This is a genomic window from Buchnera aphidicola (Cinara confinis) (genome assembly GCF_900128735.1).
Classification (GTDB): Bacteria; Pseudomonadota; Gammaproteobacteria; order Enterobacterales; family Enterobacteriaceae; genus Buchnera_F; species Buchnera_F aphidicola_L.
In genome coordinates, this window is record NZ_LT667503.1 from 128,046 (window position 1) to 148,778 (window position 20,733).

Consider the following 20,733-nt stretch of genomic DNA (forward strand, 5'->3'; position numbering starts at 1 on the left):
TAATTATAATGTCTATTTTATTTTATTTTTTTAGTTTCTTTTCGGTTTTATGGATTTTTTTAATTTTAATTAATAATAATTTAATTTATGTTTTATTGTATTTTGTTTTATTTATATTTTCACTTTCTGGGATATTTTTTACATTAGGATCATATTTTTTAGGTGCGTTAGAAATTATTATCTATGCAGGATCAATTGTTGTTTTATTTTTATTTATTATTATGTTAATAGATTTTAATAAAAATCTTTCTATTTACCCTTTTAGGAAATTTTTTTCTTTAAATAATATTTTTTTGTTTTGTTTTTTTATTCCGGTAATTTCATTTTTATATTTTCAATATAATATAATATCTAAACAAAACATATTTTTTCGTATTATATCGATAAAAGATATTGGTTTTTGTTTTTTTAGAAAATATTGTTTTCTCATAGAATTAGCGTCATTACTTTTATTATCATCTGTAATTCTTGTTTGTTTCTTTATTAAAAATAATAGATATATTCATACTATTATAAATAAAGGTTTAAAATAAATGTTGTTAACAATAAATAAATGTTTAATCTTATCTTTTATTTTATTTTTTTTAGGTATTTTTATTTTATTAATAAAAGAGAATTTAATTTTCATTTTTATTGGTTTAGAGGTTATGATTAACTCGATACTTTTATCAATGATAACAATAAGTCATTATTGGAATCAAATAGATGGACAAATTATGTATATTTTTATTATTACTGTGGCTGCGGCAGAAGTTGGAATTGCATTAATATTGTTAACAAAATTTTATCAATGTTATAATACTTTAAACATATGTATATTAAGCGAGATCAGTCAATGAATTTAATTTATTTGGTTGCTTTTCTTCCTTTTTTAAATTGTTTTTTCTTATTGTTTTTAAATATTTTTTTTGCAAAAAAAAATATGGGATTAATTGGTATTGTTTTTATTTTTTTAACATTTCTTCTTTCTTTGTATATCGGCTATTTTTTTCGTTCTTTTTTTGGTTCCTCTGATTTTCTTTGTGTACCTTTATGGAATTGGATAACAATTAATAATTATATCATTCAGTTTGGTTTTATCATAGATAGTTTATCATTATCTATGTTATGTATGATAACACTGGTTAGTTTTTTAGTATATTTTTTTTCTTTTTGGTATATGAATCATAATAATCAATTGATTCGATATTTTTTATATATGAATATTTTTGTTTTTTTTATGTTAGTACTATTATTATCGGATAATTTAATTCTTTTCTTTTTTTCTTGGGAAGCGATAGGAATTTGTTCGTATTTATTGATAGGTTTTTATCGACATGATATTAAAAATAGTATTTCAGCAACTAAATCATTTTTAATGACTCGTTGCGGTGACATTTTTTTATTATTGTCTATTTTTTTAATATTTTTTAAATTTCATACTATAAATTTTCATACGTTAAATAATATGATTCATAATCAAAAAATTTTTTATCAAAATGATTATTTTTTGTTTTTTATTGCTTTTTTTTTGGTATTAGGAATTATCGGAAAATCTGCACAAATACCATTAAATACATGGTTAAGAGATGCTATGGTCGGACCTACCCCTACATCAGCATTATTACACTCTACAACAATCGTAATTTCTGGTATATATCTTATATTACGAATATACCCACTTTTTCTTTATAATTTTTATGCAATGTATTTTCTTTCGATTATAGGGTCTATTACGCTTTTAATATCGAGTTGGAATGCAATTTTTGAAAACGATATAAAGTATATTTTAGCATATTCTACGATGAGTCAAATTGGTTATATATTTCTAGCATTAGGTACATATAATTCGTTTGGTGCTATTATACATTTAATTCATCATGCATTTTTTAAATCTTTACTCTTTTTAGCGGCTGGATCTATTATTAAATATATGAAAGCTGAGAAAAATATTTTAAATATGGGAGGTAATTTATATAAAAAAATTCCGTTGGTATATTGTGCTTTTTTAATTGGTTGCGCGTCCCTCTTATCTTTTCCTTTTTTAACTTCAGCATTTTATAGTAAAGGTAATATTTTATGGCATTTGTATTATAGTAAACGTATAGAATTTTTACTAGTTGGATTAATCGGTGTTTTTTTAACCTCAATATATACATTTCGAATGTTTTTATTAATATTTCATAATAATAATTCAGTTTTTTTATCGGATATACATTATAATATTTTTCATAGCCTTCCTTTAATTTTATTATGTTTTTTTTGTACACCATTTGCATGGTATTTCATCACGTATTATTGTTTTTTCATTTATACCTATAAAAAAATAGCATTATTGAGTCATTTTTTTCTTGAATTTTTTATTTTATTTTTGTCTTTTTTAGGATTTCTTTTTTCTTTTTTTATTGTTTCTAAAAAAATAAGAACTTATGATTTTTTAAAAAAAATATTATTATTTCAGAAAAATTTTAGTTTAGATAAATTTTATGAATTTGTTTTTATTGAGCTTTTTTTAAAAATTGTTTTTATTTTATCTGATGATCCATTTAGTTATATTATGAATCTTTTATCAGATATATTTTTTTATTTTATGAATTATAAATTAACATTAGAATATAAAAATATATTATGGCATATTAAATCATTTATTTTAAGTTGGTCTATTATTTTATTTTTATTTTTATTAATTTAAAGATGATTTTTATTTTTATGTAATTTCTTCTTTTTTTATAAAAAAATATTATTTTTTGATGTTCTTTAAGATCTCTTTAAATTTTTTTATTATTTTTATATTTTTTCATTTAATGTAAGGGTTTTATTGTAAATGTTACTTCTCATTTTAATTCTTATTCCTTTTTTGGGATCTTTCTTATCTTTTTTATCGATACGATTATGTTTAGCATTACCTCGTATTATAGCTATGTTTTCTATATTTTTTTGTTTTTTTATTTCAGTCTATTTATTTTTTTATAGTTTTTTCGGATGTAAATATAATAATATTATAGCAAATCATTGGATATCTGAATTTTCTGTACCTTGGGTACCAAATTTTGGAATATTTTTTCATTTAGGATTAGATAAGCTTTCATTATTAATGATACTATTAACATCTTTTATTGGGATTATAGCAATACTTTGTGAATGGTATCATGATTATAAAAATATAGAGGTTTTTTATTTTTTATTTCAATTAATTATAGCGGCAACATTGGGGGTATTTCTTTCGCTTGATTTATTTTTATTTTTTTGTTTTTTTGAACTTTTATTATTGTCAATTTATTATATTATAGTTATATGGGGATATAAATATATTGCTATTCAATATACGCGTTTACATGCAGCACGAAAATTTTTTATTTATTCGCAATTATCTGGTTTATTTTTTTTGCTATCTTCCATGTTATTAGCTTGGGTGCATTATAATAGTTCAGGAATATGGACATTTAATTATTGTTCACTATTAAATACCCCTATGTCTTTTTTAACTGAGTGCATTTTAATGTTTTGTTTTTTCTTATCTTTTATAATCAAAATGCCTTTAGTGCCTTTTCATAGTTGGTTGTCAACATTACAACTTTTTACCCCATCTTCGGGGTCTATTGATTTAATTGGTATTTTATTAAAAACATCTGTATATGGTTTTTTGAGATTTTCAATTATCTTTTTTCCTAGAGCAATACATTATTTTTCTGAATTTTTTTTATTTTTTGGAATAATTTCTGTAATATATGGGGGTTTTTTAGCGTGTTCACAAAATAATATAAAAAATTTTATATCATATTCTTCTATTTCCCATATGGGTATTGTTTTTATGGCTTTACATAGCGAGAATATTATTGCATATCAAGGGGTTATTTTATATATTATTTCATATGCATTATCTACATCGGCTTTTTTAATTATGGCTAGTATTATACATAATCATATTAAGTCATATAATATTTTTTATATGAGTGATATATTTTCGAATAATCCTTTATTATTGTTTTTATTTTTATTTTTTTCTTTAGTCAATTTAGGTTTGCCGTGTACGGGAAATTTTTCTGGTGAGTTTATGATGCTATGGGGTATCTTTTATTCATCACCTTGGTTAGGTATAGCTCTTTTTTTTGTTTTTATTTTATCTGCGATATATTGTTTAACTTTTCTTAATAAAATTTTATATGAATCTACTAATTATAAAGAAACATTTTTAGAAGTTTCTATATTAAATATAAGTATGTTAATTATTCTGGTAGTTATTCTTATTTTTTTAGGTATATATCCTAACTTCTTAATACATTTTATTTATGATATTACTGCTTATTTATATCAACCCTATATACCATTTTTTTAAAATATAAGGTGAATTACTAAAAATGATACCATTATTTGAAATTTTCATTCCAGTATTACCTATATTTTTTTTATTGATTACAATGATTGTTGTTTTTATTTGTATTGCTCTAAAGTTAAATTTTTACAATATGAATATTGTGATTACTTTTTTTAGTTTATCTTGTAGTATTGCATTAATATTTTTAGGGAATAACAAAGGATATCGATGGTATTCAGAATTGTTTATTATAGATAAATATTCTAAAATATCCATGTTTTTTTTATTACTTGCAAGTTTTTATACTTGTATTTTTTCATCTTCATGGATAATATCAAAGATGTATAATAAGATTGAATTTCTTATTTTTTTATTATTATCAACTATTGGTGGTTTAATTATTTTAATTTCGAATCATATTGCTACATTATTTATTGGAATTGAGTTATTATTTTTACCGGCATTAGGGATAGTTGGATATATGCATAATTTAAAAAAAACGATTTTTTTTACTTTAAAATATATGATTCTTTCTATTTTTTCTTCTCTTATGATGTTATTTGGATGTTTGATTATATATTCAGCTACCGGTCAATTATGTTTTTCTCATATTTCTAATATGTTTTTATATTATCCCTCTCTAATGCTAGATAAAAAAATATTATTTGGTTTAATAACTATTTTTATCTCTTTTTTTTTTAAGTTGTCTTTATTTCCCCTATATTTATGGACGCCAGATATCTATAATTGTATGAGTGCTTTTTCATTAATTTATTTTTCTATTGCTACTAAAATTTCGATCTTTACTTTTTTATTGCGTTTTTTATTTGGTATACCAGCATTATACTATTGTAAAATTATATATATTTTATTAATTATTGCGGCTACCTGTTCAATTTTTTTTGGAAATTGTATGGCTTTTTTTCAAAAAAATATTAATAGATTAATTGCATATTCTTCTGTAACAAATACTGGTTATCTATTATTAATTTTAGTTATTTTATTAAATCAAGTAGAAAGAATTTTTTTAGAGGGTTTTTATATTTACTTTTTTGGATATATTTTAAGTATGATTTGTTTTTTTAGTATTAAGAGTTATATAGATTATAAATTTTTTTATAACAATTATTATCAATATAATAATTGTTTACAAGGATTATATTGGAAAAATCCCATTCTTTGTTTTTGTATGACTTTATTATTATTATCCTTGGCTGGATTTCCTTTTACATTTGGTTTTTGGGGTAAGTTTTTTTTATTTCGTTTTTTGTTACACAATAAATTATGGTTTATATTATTAATTATTTTATTTAGTAATATAATTGGTATGCAGTGTTATTTACCTATTATTTCCAGTTTATTTCAAAAGAAATATGGTTTATTGGATATCAGTAATGTTGATTCTCTTTTAGAACAAGAATATATAAATATTCAATATTTTTTTATTTTATTTTTAAGTTTTTTATTTTTTATTTTAGGTTTTTTTCCGCAAAAAGTGATTAATATTATTAATATTTTTTAAAAAATTTTTTTTAAGTACAATTTTTTTTTAAAAATTTTTTATTTCAAAATATTTTCTAAATATCAATTAAAATTATAGAGGTATTTTAATCTAGTACGTATTTTTTGATTTTTTTGATATGAAATGTTGGATTATTTTCCAACATTTTTTTTATATTATTTAAAAAAATATTTAAAAATATTTTTTTAAATAATAGGTAAGTTTCTAATTAAAAATAAATAAAATTTATTCTCTTTTATTTAAGAATTAGTTGAACATAGCGGAAATCGATTTTTCTTTATTGATTCTTCGAATAGCTTCCGCTAACATTTTTGAAACTGTTAGTATTTTTATTTTTTTAAGTGAGGTTATTTTTTTTGATACAGGAATTGTATCGCATAAAACAATTTCATCAATTTCTGAATTTTTTAAGTTTTCAGCTGCTGTTCCTGAGAGAATAGGATGTATAACATAAGAAAACACTCGATGAGCTCCATTTTTTTTGAGAGTTTTAGCTGCTTGACATAAGGTTGATCCTGTATCAATCATATCATCTACAAGAATACAATCACGATCTTTAATATTACCAATTATATTCATAACTTGAGAAGTATTTGCTTTAGGTCTTCTTTTATCAATGATCGCCATTTCGATATCATATAATAATTTAGCAATTGAGCGCGCTCTTATTACGCCCCCGATGTCGGGTGAAACAATAATAGGATTAATAAATTTTCTTTTAAACATATCTTTTAATAAAATTAAATTACCAAAAATATTATCTATTGGAATATCAAAAAAACCTTGAATGTGTTCAGAATGGAGGTCTATAGTTAATATTCGATCTACACCAACATTTGATAAAAAATTGGCTATAACTTTAGCAGTGATAGGCACTCGAGTTGATCTAATTCTTCTATCTTGTCGCGCATATCCAAAATACGGCATAACGGCCGTTATTCTTTTAGCAGACGCTCGACGTAAAGCGTCTATCATAATAATTAATTCCATTAAATTATCATTTGCAGGAGAACAGGTAGATTGTATTAAAAATACATCTGAACCTCTTATATTTTCATGAATTTGTACGCTAATTTCCCCATCACTAAATCGGCTAACTGTAGCTTTTCCTAGATCTTTTTTTAGAAATTTGGAAACAGAAAGAGCTAATTGAGGAACTGAATTACCTGAAAATAATTTCATATTATTCATTTTAATAAATAACCTTATTTCTATAAAGATATTTTGTTTTTTTGATATATATATTGGTTTTTTCTAATTTTTTGAAAATTAATTCATGAATAAAATAGAAATTAGGATATTATTATGATTAATAAAAGTTAAACTTGATTTTAAAATACTTTCTTTTTTGACTTTATAATATTTTTATATGAATTTTATTTCTTATTTTGACCGGCATACTTTTTGAAAATTTATTATATACATAGTATTATATGTAATATATCATAGAATAAATATGATAGAAAGTAATTCACATTTTTTTAGTGGTATCAGTGATTTTTTATTACTTTATTTTTACAATACAATTATGAATATGTTTTTATTTTTTATGCGTTTCATATAAACATTTTTTTAATATTACTATAACAAGGTTATTTTGTATGAAGGATTCAATTTTTAAAAAATTAAAAAATTTAATACAACGTTATAAAGAGTTAGAGTTGTTATTAAAAGATGGATATACTAACCTAAATAAACATAATTTTTCTCAATTATCTAAAGAAAAATCTAAGTTATCTAATATAAATAAAGCTTTTGTTTCTTGGAATAAAATAAATAATGATATTAAGAATACAGAATTATTATTACATGATATCACTTTAGGAAATTTAGTAAAAGATGAATTAAATATTTTGTTTGCTAAAAAGAAAATTTTAGAAACTCGGTTAAAATCTTTTTTATTTCCATGTAATTCTTATAATCAAAATTGTTGTTTTTTAGAAATTCGAGCAGCAACAGGAGGAGATGAAGCTGCTATTTTTTCAAAAGATTTATGTAAAATGTATATACGTTATGCTGAATTAAATATATGGTCAGTAAATATTATCAATATTCATGAAAATGAAAAAGGAGGATATAAAGAAATTATATTAAAAATAAAAGGAAACGATGTTTGTAGAAAGTTGGCTTTTGAATCAGGAGGACATAGAGTTCAACGTGTTCCAAAAACTGAGTCTCAAGGGCGTATTCATACTTCAACTTGTACCGTAGCGATTATGCCAAATGTACCAAAATCTAAAAAAATATCTTTGAATATAACTGATTTAAAAATTGATACCTTTAGATCTTCTGGAGCAGGTGGGCAACATGTGAATACAACAGATTCTGCGGTTAGGATCACGCATTTACCTTCTGGACAGGTTGTCGAGTGTCAAGATGAGCGTTCGCAACATAAAAATAAAGAAAAAGCTCTTGCAGTTTTATGTGCTAAAATTCATACAGCAAATATTATAAAAAAAAATAAAGAAAATTCTCTTATTCGTCGTAATTTATTGGGTACAGGCGAGCGTTCAGATAGAAATAGAACGTATAATTTTCCACAAAATCGTATTACTGATCATCGCATTAATTTGACTTTATATCGTTTAGATGAAGTATTCGCTGGAAAATTAGATCTTTTAATTAATCCTTTATTACAAGAATATAAAAATAATAGTTGATCAATGATTTTTTGAGATATAAACGGTATTTTTTAATGAAAATAATAGATTGGATAGTACATGCAAAAAAAAAATTAAAAATTTCTATGACAGTAAATTTAGATATAAAACTATTATTATGTTTTGTTTTAAAATGTTCTAGAGAGTACCTAATATCTTATGAAAATAGAGTGCTAACTTTATATGAAATTTATTTATTACAAAATCTGTTGCAGCGTCGTATACATGGTGAACCAATTGCGTATATTTTAAAAAAGAAAGAGTTTTGGTCTTTACCTTTATATGTTTCATCGTCTGTTTTAATTCCTCGTCCAGATACAGAAATATTAGTACAAGTAGTATTAGATAAAATATCGCGATGTAGAAAAAAAATATTAGATTTGGGAACAGGTAGTGGTGCTATAGCTCTCGCTTTAGCAAAAGAAAAATCGTATTGTAAAGTTCTTGGTGTTGATAATTGTGATCATGCTTTGTCAGTCGCTAAATATAATTTAGATCATTTAAAAATAAAAAACGTTTTTTTCAAAAATAGTAATTGGTTCTCAAGCATTAAAAATAAAAAGTTTAATATTATTGTTAGTAATCCGCCTTATTTATCATATAAAGATTTTTATTTATCACGGCATAATTTGTTATTTGAACCTTATCATGCTTTAGTTGCAGGAAAATATGGAATAGAATATATAAAATATATTATCAAGAACTCTATACATTTTTTTATTTATCCTGGTTGGTTATGTATTGAGCATTGTTATAAACAAAAAAATATTATCAGAAAGTTATTTAAAGATAATTTATTTGTTAATATACATTCCTATAAAGATTACGCAGGATATATTCGTGTTACAGCAGGTTTAATAAAAGGATAATTTCTAATTCATCTAATTTTTTAAAGTTTTATATTGATCAATCACGTAATTTGATTATAATTTATACTGTGATAATTTTTATCTAAGATAAATATTTATGAAGTTGTTTTATTTTATTTAGTAATATATATCTTATAGACAAAATACTTATTTTGGATGGCATATGATAGATTTTATAAACATTGATTTTTCTATAGTTTCTTTATGTGAAGTAGCTGTTAAAATTATGGAATATATTCGTGATGATTTTTCGGTTAAAAAGGTCCTTTTTGAATTAAATCAAAAAGTAAAAAAAGCAAAATTTTTTTTATCGCGAGAAAAAAAACCAAAAGAACAGTTAAAAAAATTATTATATTTATTTTATAATGTCTGGAATTTTGGACCATCACAGAAAAAATATAAACTGTCGAATATGATTTGGATAGATTCAGTTTTACAGACACATACTGGTACAGCAATATCGTTGGGAATAATTTTTTTACATATTGCAAAAATTTTTAAATTATCTATTGTACCTGTTATTTTCCCGACTCAATTTATTTTACGTGTCAATAATGAGAATAATGAGGTCTTTTTTATTAATCCTTTTAATGGTGAAATATTAGATCAGTGTATTTTAGAATATTGGTTAAAAGGAAACATTAGTCCTACTACTACGCTATCTTTAAAAGATATTGCGGAAGCTAAACCTTTACAGGTTATTCAAAAATTATTAGATATATTAAAGATTTCATTAATCGAAGAAAAATCAATAGAACTCGCTTTAAAAGTCAGTGACTTATTATTAAAAATTAATCCGAAAGATCCATATGAAATAAGAGATAGAGGTTTAATTTGTTCACAATTAAAATGTTATAATACAGCTTTATTAGATCTTATATATTTTATAGAACATTGTCCTGATGATCCTGTTAGTGAAATTATTAAAGTACAGATTCATTCAATTCAACAGAAGAAAAGTATTATGAATTAATAAGTCGGATTTGATTAGATAAAATTAATTTAAATTATTGTTAAGAAAATTATTTGATATCTTTATAATTTATTTTTTTGAAAATTAATATAGCAGTATTTTATTTATAAAGTTTATTAATATAAAAAGGTATATATGATGCAAAATCAATTGATTTTGGTTTTGAATTGCGGAAGTTCTTCTTTTAAGTTTTCTATTATTGATCCAATTAAAAAAATTACTTATTTAATTGGTGCTGCAGATAATTTTAATACAAATACTGTGACTTTATATTTTAAAAAATTACAAAAAGATAAAAAATTTATACAGTTAAAAAAAAATTTATCTTATAAAAAAGTTATTCAATTTGTTTTTGAGGTTTTATGTTCTCAATATTTTTATTACATGGACCATGTGATTGGTATAGGACATAGAGTAGTACATGGTGGAAAAAAAATTAAATCTTCAATGCTTATTAATAGTTGTGTTTTGAAAATTATTCAAGAAACAGCAATTTTTGCACCGATACATAATCCTATTAATTTATTAGGTATAAAAACATCATTTTTATTAATGCCTCATTTATCTGGAAAAAATGTTGCAGTTTTTGATACAGTTTTTCATCAAACAATGCCTAAATCTTCTTATTTATATGGTATTCCATATTATTTTTATGATCGTTATGCTTTACGTCGATATGGTGCTCATGGAATTAATCATTATTATGTCTTAAAAAAAAGTGCTTTTTTGTTAAAGAAAATAAAAAAGAATTTAAATATTATTAGTTGCCATTTAGGAGGTGGGTCGTCTGTGACAGCGATAGTTCATGGGGAATCCATTGATACTTCAATGGGTTTAACTCCGTTGGCAGGTTTAATTATGGGTACCAGGTGTGGTGATATTGACCCTTCTATTATTTTATACATGTCCGAAGTATTAAATTTAAAAATTTCTACGATTAAAAAAATATTAAATGAAGAATCAGGTGTTTTAGGTATTAATAAAATTAGCAGTGATTTTAGAATATTGGAAAATTTATATACTAAAAATAAGAACGTTCGTTTATCTCTTGATATGTATTGCTATCATGTAGCTAAGTTTATTGCTAGTTATACTGCGTGCATGAAAGGGAGATTAGATGCTATGGTTTTTACCGGCGGAATAGGTGAAAATTCTAATTTAGTTAGAAAAAATATTATTGATCGGTTATCATTATTAAATTTAGCAACGCATAAAGAAAAAAATTTTTTAATGCATAGTGGAAAATCAGGCTTTATTCATTCATCAAATAGTCGTCCAATTTTAGTTATTCCGGCAAACGAAAATCAAATAATTGCTGAAGATACATTAAAATTAATTTTGTAAAAATATTTTTTATATTCAGTCAAAGATTATATTTTATTTAACTTAATAAGATGATTTATCATGAAAAATTATTCAATAGAATTTCAAGATTTTTTAAAAAAAAAAGCTAGCGAAAATAAAAAAGTAATTATTTTTCCAGAAAATAATAATATTAATTTATTAAAAGCTATCTCAATCAGTAATAATTTAAACATTGCCCGATGTATTTTATTAGGTAATGATAAAAAGATTCGTGAGTTAGCTACGCTAAATAACATAATTTTGGATGATTCAATTATTATTCTGGATCCTTGTTTTATTAGAAATAATTATATTACTCCATTATTAAAATTACACATAAAAAATAATATAAGTAAAAATTTGGCTCTTGAATTATTACAGGATAATATTTTTTTAGCAATGATGATGTTGTATAGTGATGATGTTGATGGAATGGTGGCAGGAATCTCTTGTTCTACCGGTGATGTTATTCGTTCGATATTAAGTATTTTTAAACATTTAAATCAAGATATGTTTATATCTTCGGTTTTTTTTATGTTATTTCATGATAAAGTTTTAATTTATGGAGATTGCGCTATTAATCCTGAACCAAATGTAGAACAATTAATAAAAATTGCAGAACAATCTTTAAAAACCGCTAAACTTTTTGAAATAGAACCGAGATTAGTTTTTTTGTCTTATTCAACTCATGATTCTGGAACAGGAAGATCGGTAGAAAAAATTAGAAACGTAACAAAATTAATGCAAAATCGTTATCCTAATATATTAATTGATGGTCCTTTACAGTATGACGCTGCTATTAATCAAAAAATTTCTTATATAAAAAGTCCATTATCTGTGATAAATGGAAAAGCCACTATATTAATTTTTCCTGATTTAAATTCTGGAAACATTACATATAAAGCTGTTCAACAATCTTCAAACATTTTATCAATCGGTCCTATTTTACAAGGTTTATTAAAACCAGTGAATGATTTGTCTCGTGGGGCATCAGTGAATGATATTGTATATACAATAGCGATTACAGTAATTCAAGCTCAGCGGAAAAATAATAATAAAAAAATAGATTTTATTCATTAATTTTTTTATTATTTTTTATATTTTATAATTTAAATTACTCTTTAATAAATTAATTTTAATCAAATAATTTTTTAGATGAGTTTTTTTTGTAAAAGGAGTTTTTAAAAATAATTTTTCCTATATAAATAAATTATTTAATTGATATATAGGAATACCTTAATTTTTTTTAGAAAAATTATATATTTTTTCAGTGACATCTATTATTTATTGATTATAAATAGAGAGATTCATCTTTAATTTTTTGTAATCCTACTACTTTTTCTTTTTTGGACATTCTAATTAAAATTACACCCTGTGTATTCCTTTTGAGAGTTCCTATTTCAGAAATGCGAGTTCTTACTAATTTTCCTGCATTTGTAATCATCATGATTTGATCATCATTTTTTACTTGTATTGCTCCAATAACAATACCGTTTTTTTTGGTAGTTTTAATCGAAATAATTCCTTTTGTTGCTCTGGATTTCAGAGGAAATTGATTTATATTGGTTTGTTTACCATACCCATGTTCAGTGACAATTAAAATATTATCTTTTTGATTAGGAACTAATAAAGAAACGACTTTATCTTTATCTGATATTTTCATACCTTTAATTCCAGACGCGGTGCGGCCCATATTTCTAATTTTTTTTTCAGAAAAATGTACTATTTTTCCATTAGATGAGAAAAGCATAATTGTATCGTTACCGTTGGTTAATGAAACTCCGATAAGTTCATCATTTTTTCTTAAATTAATAGCAATAATTCCAGCGTTTCTTGGTTTTTGAAATTGATTTAATGATGTTTTTTTAATAAACCCATGAGCTGTAGCCATTACAATATTAATAGATGATTTATATTTTTTAATAGGTAAAATAGTTGTAATCCGTTCTCTAGAAGTGAGTGGTAAAATATTAATAATGGGTCTTCCTCTGGTATGTCGGCTTTTTTCCGGTAATTGATACACTTTCATCCAATATAAAATACCTCTGCTAGAAAAACATAATATTGTATCATGTGAGTTTGCTACTAATAAATTTTCAATATAATCTTTTTCTTTTGTTTTTGCTGCAGATTTTCCTTTTCCACCTCTTTTTTGTGCATTATAATCGGATATTGGTTGATATTTTACATATCCCGAATGAGATAATGTTATAACTACATTTTCTTTAATAATCAGGTCTTCAAAATTAATTTTTGAACATTCATTTATGATTTTTGTTCTACGTGGATCAGAAAAGTTTTTTTTAATTTCAATTAATTCATCTTGAATAATGTTCATCATTTTCTTAGAAGATGATAAAATTTTATTTAATTGATTTATTTCTTGGGTAATTTTTTTATATTCTTTTTTAATTTTATAGGTTTCTAGTGATGTTAATTTATTTAACCTCATCTCTAAAATAGAGATAGCTTGAATTTCGCTTAGTTTTTTTTGTTCTTTTTTTCGATTATTTGATACCCATATTTTTTTTTCTAGACGATTTTTTGCAACTTTTCCGTTTTCCGCTGTTTTAATAATTTGAATAATTTTATCAATATTTTCTAGTGCAATAGAAAATCCTTTTAATAAATGCATTCTTTTTTTGAATTTTTTTAATTCAAATATGCAACGGCGAGTGACAATATCTATTCTATGTTGTACAAATTCTTGGATAATTTCTTTTAATGACATGGTTTTAGGTTGCCCCGAAGATAAAGCCACCATATTAAATCCAAATGATATTTGTAAAGATGTTAAATTATATAACTGATTTAATACAATTTTTGTAATAAATTCTTTTTTTATTTCAATAACAATACGCATTCCGTCTTGATCGGATTCATCACGGATCGCTGAAATTCCATCAATTTTTTTATCTTTAATGAGTATAGCTATTTTTTCAATTAATTTAGCTTTATTGACTTGGTATGGTAATTCATGAATGACAATTGATTCTTTTTTGTTTTTTTGATTAATCTCAATTGTGTATTTTGATCTTATTGAAATTTTTCCTTTTCCGGTCCGATAAGCTTCTTCTATTCCTAATTGATTATTAATAATTCCTGCAGTAGGAAAATCTGGACCTGGAATATAAGACATTAAAGTAGTTAAAGAAATATTATTATTATTTATATAAGCTAAACATCCATTGATTACTTCATGTAGATTATGAGGTGGAATGTTAGTAGCCATACCCACTGCTATTCCAGAAGATCCATTAATTAATAAATTAGGGATTTTAGCGGGTAAAATTTCAGGAATTTTTTCTGTTCCATCATAATTTAATACAAAATTTGTTGTATTTTTTTCTAGGTCTTTTAACATTTCTTGAGCAATTTTAGACATACGGATTTCAGTATATCGCATAGCAGCTGCTGAATCTCCGTCTATTGATCCAAAATTTCCTTGTCCATCAATTAACGCATAACGTAAAGAAAAAGATTGAGCCATGCGTACAATAGCATCATATACAGCTGTATCTCCATGAGGATGATATTTACCTATCACATCACCAACAATTCGTGCTGATTTTTTATAGGGTTTATTCCATTCATTATGCAGAACATTCATGGCAAATAGTATTCTTCGATGTACAGGTTTTAATCCGTCGCGTACATCCGGTAAAGCGCGGCCAATTATTACGGACATAGAATAATCTAAATAAGATTTTTTTAATTCTTCTTCGATATTGACCTGTGTGATGTTGTTTTTGAGGTCTTTCATGAGTTTTTATCTCAAAAATATATTTTTTATTAAAAGATATTTTAATTATATCATAAATTTATCATAAAATAGTGAAAAATTTTCAGAATATAAAAGTATTGTTTTTTATTTTTTATTTGAAATTTATTTTTAAAAAAAATATATATTTAAAACCAGTTTATTGACTATCACTGGTTTTAAATATATCACTATAGAAATTGATGGTATATTTTTTGATATTATAAATATAGCATTTTAAATATTTTTGAAATTTTTAGTTAAATATTTTTTTACACCTTCAGGAGAAGGCTTCATTCCCTCTTTTCCGGATATCCAATTAGCAGGACAAACATCACCGAATTTTTCATGAAATTTTAAAGCGTCAATAAAACGTAAAAGATCAGGAATATTGCGTCCAATTGGTAAATCATTGATAGATTGATGTCTGATAATCCTTTTTTTATCAATAATAAATGATGCTCTTAATGCAATTTTTAATTGAGGATGTTCTACGTGATAAGATTGCTGTATTTCTTTAGAAAGATCTGAAATCATAGGGAATTTTATAGGTCCGATTCCGCCTTGATGAATAGCAGTATTTCTCCAAGCGTTGTGTGAGTATACTGAATCAATTGATATACCAATTATAGATGTTTCTCTTTCTTGAAATTCTTCGTACGCGCGATTTAATTGAATTAATTCGGAAGGACAAACAAATGTAAAATCCATAGGCCAAAAAAATAATATTATATTTTTTTTATTAGTATACTCATATAAATTAAAGTTATTAATTATTTCGCCATTAGGTAAAATAGCTGGAGAAATAAAGTTTTTAGCTTTTTGTGATACCAATGTCATATAATCACCTTAACAAGAGTAATAATAATATCGCTTAAAAATATATAGATTTAGTATGTATTATGATAGAATAATAATATTTTATACATGAGAAGATTATAAATTTTTTATTTTTTTGATTTTTATTATCTTAATCAATGATATGATATATAATCTTTAAGGTTATTTTAACATGAAGACAAATGATGTTCAATGGACTGATTTATTCAAAGTTGAAAAAAAAAAAAGATATTTTATCCAATTATTGTATCGATTAAAAATAGAACGTATGAATCAATTTATTTATCCGAAAAATAAATTAATTTTTCAAGCATTTTTAACAACACCATTAGATCAAATTAAAGTAGTTATTTTAGGACAAGATCCCTATTGTTTAATAAATCAAGCAACTGGATTAGCATTTTCAGTAAAAAAAAATCATAAAATTCCACCATCATTAAAAAATATTTTTCTAGAATTAAAAAATAATTTTAATGTTTCTGAAAAAAAAATGTATGGATCTTTACGGCCTTGGGCTGTACAAGGAGTATTTTTATTAAATACTATTCTAACTGTCTCTCAGGGTTTACCAGGCTCGCATAAAAATTATGGTTGGGAAATATTTACAGATCAGGTCATTAGATTAATAAATAATTTTTGTACTGGAATTATTTTTTTATTATGGGGTTCTCATGCTCGTCAAAAAAAAAAAATTATTAATCAAAGTAAGCATATTATATTAGAAGCATCGCATCCATCACCACTTTCTGCTTATCGTGGATTTTTTGGATGCCAACATTTTTTAAAAACGAATAACTATTTAAAAAAACAAAATAAAAGTCCAATAGATTGGTTTAAAAATATGATTAAATAATTTTTTTTATTTAGTCTCTACTATTGCTTTTTGAAGGATTTGATCATTAATCTTATAACCCGGTTTAATAATAGCGCAGACGTATTCTTGTTTTACATTATTATTTTTAATTTGATTATTTTTAATATGTTTTTTATGATTAAATTTTTTGTTGATTTTATTAATTTTTTTAATGTTCCAAATTTTTATGATCTTTTTTAATTCTTTTTTTGTCAGCTTCATCCCTTCCATAACAGGATGATTAGATATTATTGAAGATTTATTTTTATTGCAAATATAATCTATTATTTCAATAATTGGTAATATTTTTTTAAAGAATTTTTCAGATATTTCTTTTTTAATTATTATTATTTTTTTATCGCTTTCTTTTTTGATATTTTCTATATTAGCAAGATGTCGTATATATTTTATTTTTTTTTCTTTTTTTAAATCTTCAATTTTTTTTTCTATTTCTTTAATTAATTCTATAGAGGTTTTATTAGTTTTTGTTTTATTTTTTTCTTTATTTTCCTTTTCATTTTTTAGCTTTTCTAACTCTTTTTTTTTCATATTCTCCTCATATTTTTTATATAAAAAAATATTTTTTATTTTTTTTATATGTTTTACTGTAATAAAAATTTTTTATTTAACGAAATAATATCTGTAATATAATTTTTATAGATTTTTTTTAGGATATTAAGAAAATAAAATTATTTTTCTTAAATAATGGAATTTGTTATAAAAAATATATAGAAAATAATTGATTAGAAAAATTAATATTGAAAATACTTTTAATAAATTAAGATTATTATTTTTTTGGAAAATATAGTATATAAATAAGTGAAATTTTTCTTAAATAGTATTTTTATATTTTTTATATATTTATTTGAGAAAAATGAAATCTTTTGATTTTTTGAAAATTACACTTTCATTTTTATTTATTTTTTTGGAGCTGGCGGGATTCGAACCCGCGTCCAAAATAATTAAAACTAATTGTCTACATGTTTAGTTTATTTTTTATTTTTCATAATAATATTATATAAACATAATATTAAATTATTATCTTGATTTTTTTTTCTTATGATATCTGAACTTCAAGATTGTTTTTTTAGATATCAAATCTTTTGTTTTATATGACCTTTCTGGACATTTCTTTTTCTATACAAAAGTATAAAATAGATTAAGAAGGAAAGGGCTTGAAAACAGTTTTTTAAGCTGCTAAAGCGTAGTTTTTTTGTTTTGCGTTTATTATTTTTGGTTTTTTAACGAGGCAAACCAATCCTCGACATGCATAATTAGTTTTCATATATTTTGTCAAATCCATAATCAGCCCCAAAATTTATTGTTTATTGTAATATAAAATAAATATTTAAACAATATCTTTATTAATTTAATAATTTTTATTATTTTAAGTAATTTAATTAATTTAAATAATTTAAATAATAAGAAAAATCATTTCGTAAAAATTTTTATTCATATTAAAATAATAATAATTATGTTTAAAAAAATACAAAGCATTTGGTATAGTAATTAAATAATATTTTTTTTAAGGGATTCTTTAAAAATGATTGAAACCATTAAAATTATAAAAGAACAATTAAAAGATAATAAAATTATTTTATATATGAAAGGTTCTCCTTTACATCCTAGCTGCGGTTTTTCGGCGCAAGCTATTCAAGCTTTAAATTCTTGCGGAATTTGTTATGCGTATATTGATATTTTAAAGTTTCCTAAAATTCGAAAATATTTACCTAAATATTCCAATTGGCCTACTTTTCCTCAATTGTGGGTTAATAAGGAATTAATTGGAGGTTGTGATATCATTTTAGAAATGTTACATAACGGTGAATTATTAAAAATTTTAAAAAAATAATATAACAAAATTTAAATAATGATTTTTTATTTTTTGATTATATTTTTAAACGTGATATTTATAATTATGTAATTTTTTTTAAAAAAAAATACAGAATATTAATGTTCGGTTTTTTTATTTTTTATTTTTATAATTTAAAAGGCTAGGCGGCCATCCGCCCAGCCTTTTCCATCGGTTTACTAATTCGCAAAATAAATAAGCGGTTTGCATAGTGTCATATAATGCAGAATGAGCTTGATTAGTATCGAACGGAATTCCGGCAATTTTACATGCTTTTGCTAATACTGTTTGTCCGAGAATTAACCCGCTTAATGCGGCTGTATCAAGAGTAGTGAATGGATGAAATGGATTTTTTGTAATTCCTACTCGGTGAGAAGCTGCCATTAAAAATGCATGATCAAAATTAGCATTATGAGCGACAATTATTCCTCTTTTGCATTTGTATTTTGTTATTTTTTTTCTGACTAATTTAAAAATTTTTTCTAAAGCTTCAGTTTCACTAATAGCTCCTCTTAATGGATTAAATGGATCAATTTTATTAAATGCTACAGATTCTGCTTTAATAATCGAACCTTTAAAAGGTATAATATGAAAATGTAACATTTCATCTATTTTTAACCATCCTAATTCGTTCATTTTTAATGTTATAATAGCGATTTCTAATAATGCATCAGTTTTTGCATGAAATCCTGCGCTTTCTATATCTATTACAACAGGATAAAAACCTCTGAATCGATAATTTAGTGTTTGATGTATAGACATATAGATCTCATTTTTAAATTTTTATAGTCACAATTAGATAAATAAATTTTTTCATCTAATGATAAAAAATATTATATAAATATAGGGTGTTATGTTATTTTTTATTTTTTATTCATATATATATTGAATTATTAAAATAATTTTTAAAAATTTTTATTTTATTTATTTATTTTATATTTAAAAGATATATATTTAAAATTTTCAAAATTATTGAATATATATATTATAATGAATTTCGTTTAGAATTATATTTTATTTTTTGATATTTTTTAAATGAATGTATATGTAATAAAACAAAATGTATTTTACATGTATATATTTGGTATATCAATAAGCTTTTATTGTTGATAAAATATAATATTTTTAAATATTATTATCTATAGCGAGGTTTTTTTGATGAGTATTATTAAATTAATTATAGGTTTAGGAAATCCATATAAGAATTTTTATCATACCCGTCATAATGTTGGTATGTGGTATTTAAGAATTTTAGTGGATTATTATAAATTAAAATTAGAAAAACATAAAAAGTTTTCAGGAAAATTCTCTATTTTAATAAAAAAAAATCATAAAATTCTTTTTTTTCAACCGGAAATTTTTATGAATTTATCGGGTTCACTGATTTTTAATATCGCTTCATATTATAAAATTAAATTATCTGAAATTTTAGTTATACGTGATGAACTTGATTTATTTCCTGGATTTTTAAAAATTAAATATAGTTCTAGTCATAATGGTCATAATGGTATTAAAAGTATTATTTCTTCTTTTAAAAAAAAATCTTCTTTTATGCAATTATGTATAGGTATTGGTAGACCTCAATTAAAAAATGAAATTACTAAGTTTGTTTTAAGTGCTCCCACTAAAATAGAAAAAAGATTAATTTTTCAAATTATGATGCATTTTATGAATAAAAATAGTAATTTTATATATAATCTTAACTTATTTTTAAATAAAAAAATTTCGATTCTTCAATAAATAAAAGAAGAATGTTTTTAAAATTT

Annotated in this window: 18 protein-coding genes and 1 other RNA gene; 13 read left to right on the plus strand and 6 right to left on the minus strand. The window is 23.0% G+C overall.

Annotated features, from left to right (window positions below):
• Positions 1-8: 8 nt before the first annotated feature.
• The 5 genes from APCICONF2801_RS00555 to APCICONF2801_RS00575 all read left to right on the plus strand — a co-directional run bounded on the left by APCICONF2801_RS00555 (position 9) and on the right by APCICONF2801_RS00575 (position 5,816).
• Positions 9-533, plus strand: coding sequence for an NADH-quinone oxidoreductase subunit J (locus APCICONF2801_RS00555; RefSeq protein ID WP_075431782.1), 525 nt, complete (start codon positions 9-11; stop codon positions 531-533).
• 3 nt (positions 534-536) lie between these two features.
• Positions 537-839: an NADH-quinone oxidoreductase subunit NuoK gene (nuoK, locus tag APCICONF2801_RS00560; RefSeq protein WP_075432403.1), complete on the plus strand. Its 303-nt coding sequence runs from the start codon at positions 537-539 to the stop codon at positions 837-839.
• Positions 836-2,671, plus strand: a complete 1,836-nt coding sequence (locus APCICONF2801_RS00565) for an NADH-quinone oxidoreductase subunit L (RefSeq protein WP_075431784.1) — start codon at positions 836-838, stop codon at positions 2,669-2,671. Before nuoK ends, APCICONF2801_RS00565 begins: the two co-directional genes overlap by 4 nt.
• 132 nt (positions 2,672-2,803) lie before the next feature.
• Positions 2,804-4,315: a complex I subunit 4 family protein gene (locus APCICONF2801_RS00570; RefSeq protein WP_075431786.1), complete on the plus strand. Its 1,512-nt coding sequence runs from the start codon at positions 2,804-2,806 to the stop codon at positions 4,313-4,315.
• A gap of 22 nt (positions 4,316-4,337) precedes the next feature.
• The gene (locus APCICONF2801_RS00575; RefSeq protein ID WP_075431788.1) at positions 4,338-5,816 is read left to right on the plus strand and encodes an NADH-quinone oxidoreductase subunit N; all 1,479 of its coding nucleotides are present in this window, start codon (positions 4,338-4,340) and stop codon (positions 5,814-5,816) included.
• 246 nt (positions 5,817-6,062) lie between these two features.
• Here APCICONF2801_RS00575 and APCICONF2801_RS00580 read toward each other — a convergent pair whose 3' ends face one another.
• The gene (locus APCICONF2801_RS00580; protein ID WP_231938298.1) at positions 6,063-6,998 is read right to left on the minus strand and encodes a ribose-phosphate pyrophosphokinase; all 936 of its coding nucleotides are present in this window, start codon (positions 6,996-6,998) and stop codon (positions 6,063-6,065) included.
• Positions 6,999-7,417: 419 nt separating this feature from the next.
• Here APCICONF2801_RS00580 and prfA point away from each other — a divergent pair, with 419 nt between their 5' ends.
• The 5 genes from prfA to pta all read left to right on the plus strand — a co-directional run bounded on the left by prfA (position 7,418) and on the right by pta (position 12,742).
• Positions 7,418-8,476: a peptide chain release factor 1 gene (gene prfA, locus APCICONF2801_RS00585; RefSeq protein WP_075431791.1), complete on the plus strand. Its 1,059-nt coding sequence runs from the start codon at positions 7,418-7,420 to the stop codon at positions 8,474-8,476.
• Between the two features lie 35 nt (positions 8,477-8,511).
• A complete protein-coding gene (gene prmC / locus APCICONF2801_RS00590; RefSeq protein WP_075431793.1) occupies positions 8,512-9,345 on the plus strand; it encodes a peptide chain release factor N(5)-glutamine methyltransferase in 834 nt (277 codons plus the stop codon).
• Between the two features lie 163 nt (positions 9,346-9,508).
• The gene (locus APCICONF2801_RS00595; protein WP_075431795.1) at positions 9,509-10,318 is read left to right on the plus strand and encodes a tetratricopeptide repeat protein; all 810 of its coding nucleotides are present in this window, start codon (positions 9,509-9,511) and stop codon (positions 10,316-10,318) included.
• 135 nt (positions 10,319-10,453) lie between these two features.
• Entirely contained in the window at positions 10,454-11,662 is a 1,209-nt protein-coding gene (locus APCICONF2801_RS00600; protein ID WP_231938292.1) for an acetate/propionate family kinase, read from the plus strand.
• Positions 11,663-11,722: 60 nt separating this feature from the next.
• Complete coding sequence (gene pta, locus APCICONF2801_RS00605; RefSeq protein ID WP_075431799.1) at positions 11,723-12,742, plus strand: phosphate acetyltransferase; 1,020 nt, start codon at positions 11,723-11,725, stop codon at positions 12,740-12,742.
• A 211-nt stretch (positions 12,743-12,953) separates the two neighbouring features.
• Here the strand turns inward: pta and gyrA are convergent, their stop codons facing one another.
• Both gyrA and APCICONF2801_RS00615 read right to left on the minus strand, forming a co-directional pair.
• Positions 12,954-15,425 (minus strand): DNA topoisomerase (ATP-hydrolyzing) subunit A, encoded by a 2,472-nt coding sequence (gene gyrA, locus APCICONF2801_RS00610; protein ID WP_075431800.1) that lies wholly within the window; start codon positions 15,423-15,425, stop codon positions 12,954-12,956.
• A 234-nt stretch (positions 15,426-15,659) separates the two neighbouring features.
• Positions 15,660-16,262, minus strand: a complete 603-nt coding sequence (locus APCICONF2801_RS00615) for a redoxin domain-containing protein (RefSeq protein WP_075431802.1) — start codon at positions 16,260-16,262, stop codon at positions 15,660-15,662.
• A 172-nt stretch (positions 16,263-16,434) separates the two neighbouring features.
• On the opposite strand from APCICONF2801_RS00615, the gene ung reads away from it, so the two are divergent.
• Positions 16,435-17,115 carry a uracil-DNA glycosylase gene (gene ung / locus APCICONF2801_RS00620; protein WP_075431804.1) on the plus strand — a complete coding sequence of 227 codons (681 nt, stop codon included), beginning with the start codon at positions 16,435-16,437 and terminating at the stop codon, positions 17,113-17,115.
• Positions 17,116-17,121: 6 nt separating this feature from the next.
• Here ung and grpE read toward each other — a convergent pair whose 3' ends face one another.
• Both grpE and ssrA read right to left on the minus strand, forming a co-directional pair.
• Complete coding sequence (grpE, locus tag APCICONF2801_RS00625; RefSeq protein ID WP_075431806.1) at positions 17,122-17,664, minus strand: nucleotide exchange factor GrpE; 543 nt, start codon at positions 17,662-17,664, stop codon at positions 17,122-17,124.
• Between the two features lie 376 nt (positions 17,665-18,040).
• Positions 18,041-18,428: a transfer-messenger RNA gene (gene ssrA / locus APCICONF2801_RS00630) on the minus strand.
• Positions 18,429-18,661: 233 nt separating this feature from the next.
• Here ssrA and grxD point away from each other — a divergent pair.
• Positions 18,662-18,967, plus strand: coding sequence for a Grx4 family monothiol glutaredoxin (grxD, locus tag APCICONF2801_RS00635; RefSeq protein WP_075432406.1), 306 nt, complete (start codon positions 18,662-18,664; stop codon positions 18,965-18,967).
• A 114-nt stretch (positions 18,968-19,081) separates the two neighbouring features.
• Here grxD and rnt read toward each other — a convergent pair whose 3' ends face one another.
• Positions 19,082-19,729, minus strand: a complete 648-nt coding sequence (gene rnt, locus APCICONF2801_RS00640; protein WP_075431808.1) for a ribonuclease T — start codon at positions 19,727-19,729, stop codon at positions 19,082-19,084.
• A gap of 396 nt (positions 19,730-20,125) precedes the next feature.
• On the opposite strand from rnt, the gene pth reads away from it, so the two are divergent.
• A complete protein-coding gene (gene pth, locus APCICONF2801_RS00645; protein WP_075431810.1) occupies positions 20,126-20,707 on the plus strand; it encodes an aminoacyl-tRNA hydrolase in 582 nt (193 codons plus the stop codon).
• Positions 20,708-20,733 lie beyond the last annotated feature (26 nt).

Excerpts from the sequence above, each read along its gene's own strand:
- prfA (WP_075431791.1), top strand. The coding sequence starts at position 7,418 with ATGAAGGATTCAATTTTTAAAAAATTAAAAAATTTAATACAACGTTAT.
- pth (WP_075431810.1), top strand. The coding sequence starts at position 20,126 with ATGAGTATTATTAAATTAATTATAGGTTTAGGAAATCCATATAAGAAT.
- APCICONF2801_RS00600 (WP_231938292.1), top strand. The coding sequence starts at position 10,454 with ATGATGCAAAATCAATTGATTTTGGTTTTGAATTGCGGAAGTTCTTCT.
- gyrA (WP_075431800.1), bottom strand. The coding sequence starts at position 15,425 with ATGAAAGACCTCAAAAACAACATCACACAGGTCAATATCGAAGAAGAA.
- pta (WP_075431799.1), top strand. The coding sequence starts at position 11,723 with ATGAAAAATTATTCAATAGAATTTCAAGATTTTTTAAAAAAAAAAGCT.
- grpE (WP_075431806.1), bottom strand. The coding sequence starts at position 17,664 with ATGAAAAAAAAAGAGTTAGAAAAGCTAAAAAATGAAAAGGAAAATAAA.
- APCICONF2801_RS00595 (WP_075431795.1), top strand. The coding sequence starts at position 9,509 with ATGATAGATTTTATAAACATTGATTTTTCTATAGTTTCTTTATGTGAA.
- APCICONF2801_RS00565 (WP_075431784.1), top strand. The coding sequence starts at position 836 with ATGAATTTAATTTATTTGGTTGCTTTTCTTCCTTTTTTAAATTGTTTT.
- APCICONF2801_RS00580 (WP_231938298.1), bottom strand. The coding sequence starts at position 6,998 with ATGAAATTATTTTCAGGTAATTCAGTTCCTCAATTAGCTCTTTCTGTT.
- ung (WP_075431804.1), top strand. The coding sequence starts at position 16,435 with ATGAAGACAAATGATGTTCAATGGACTGATTTATTCAAAGTTGAAAAA.
- APCICONF2801_RS00575 (WP_075431788.1), top strand. The coding sequence starts at position 4,338 with ATGATACCATTATTTGAAATTTTCATTCCAGTATTACCTATATTTTTT.
- rnt (WP_075431808.1), bottom strand. The coding sequence starts at position 19,729 with ATGTCTATACATCAAACACTAAATTATCGATTCAGAGGTTTTTATCCT.
- APCICONF2801_RS00570 (WP_075431786.1), top strand. The coding sequence starts at position 2,804 with ATGTTACTTCTCATTTTAATTCTTATTCCTTTTTTGGGATCTTTCTTA.
- prmC (WP_075431793.1), top strand. The coding sequence starts at position 8,512 with ATGAAAATAATAGATTGGATAGTACATGCAAAAAAAAAATTAAAAATT.
- APCICONF2801_RS00555 (WP_075431782.1), top strand. The coding sequence starts at position 9 with ATGTCTATTTTATTTTATTTTTTTAGTTTCTTTTCGGTTTTATGGATT.
- APCICONF2801_RS00615 (WP_075431802.1), bottom strand. The coding sequence starts at position 16,262 with ATGACATTGGTATCACAAAAAGCTAAAAACTTTATTTCTCCAGCTATT.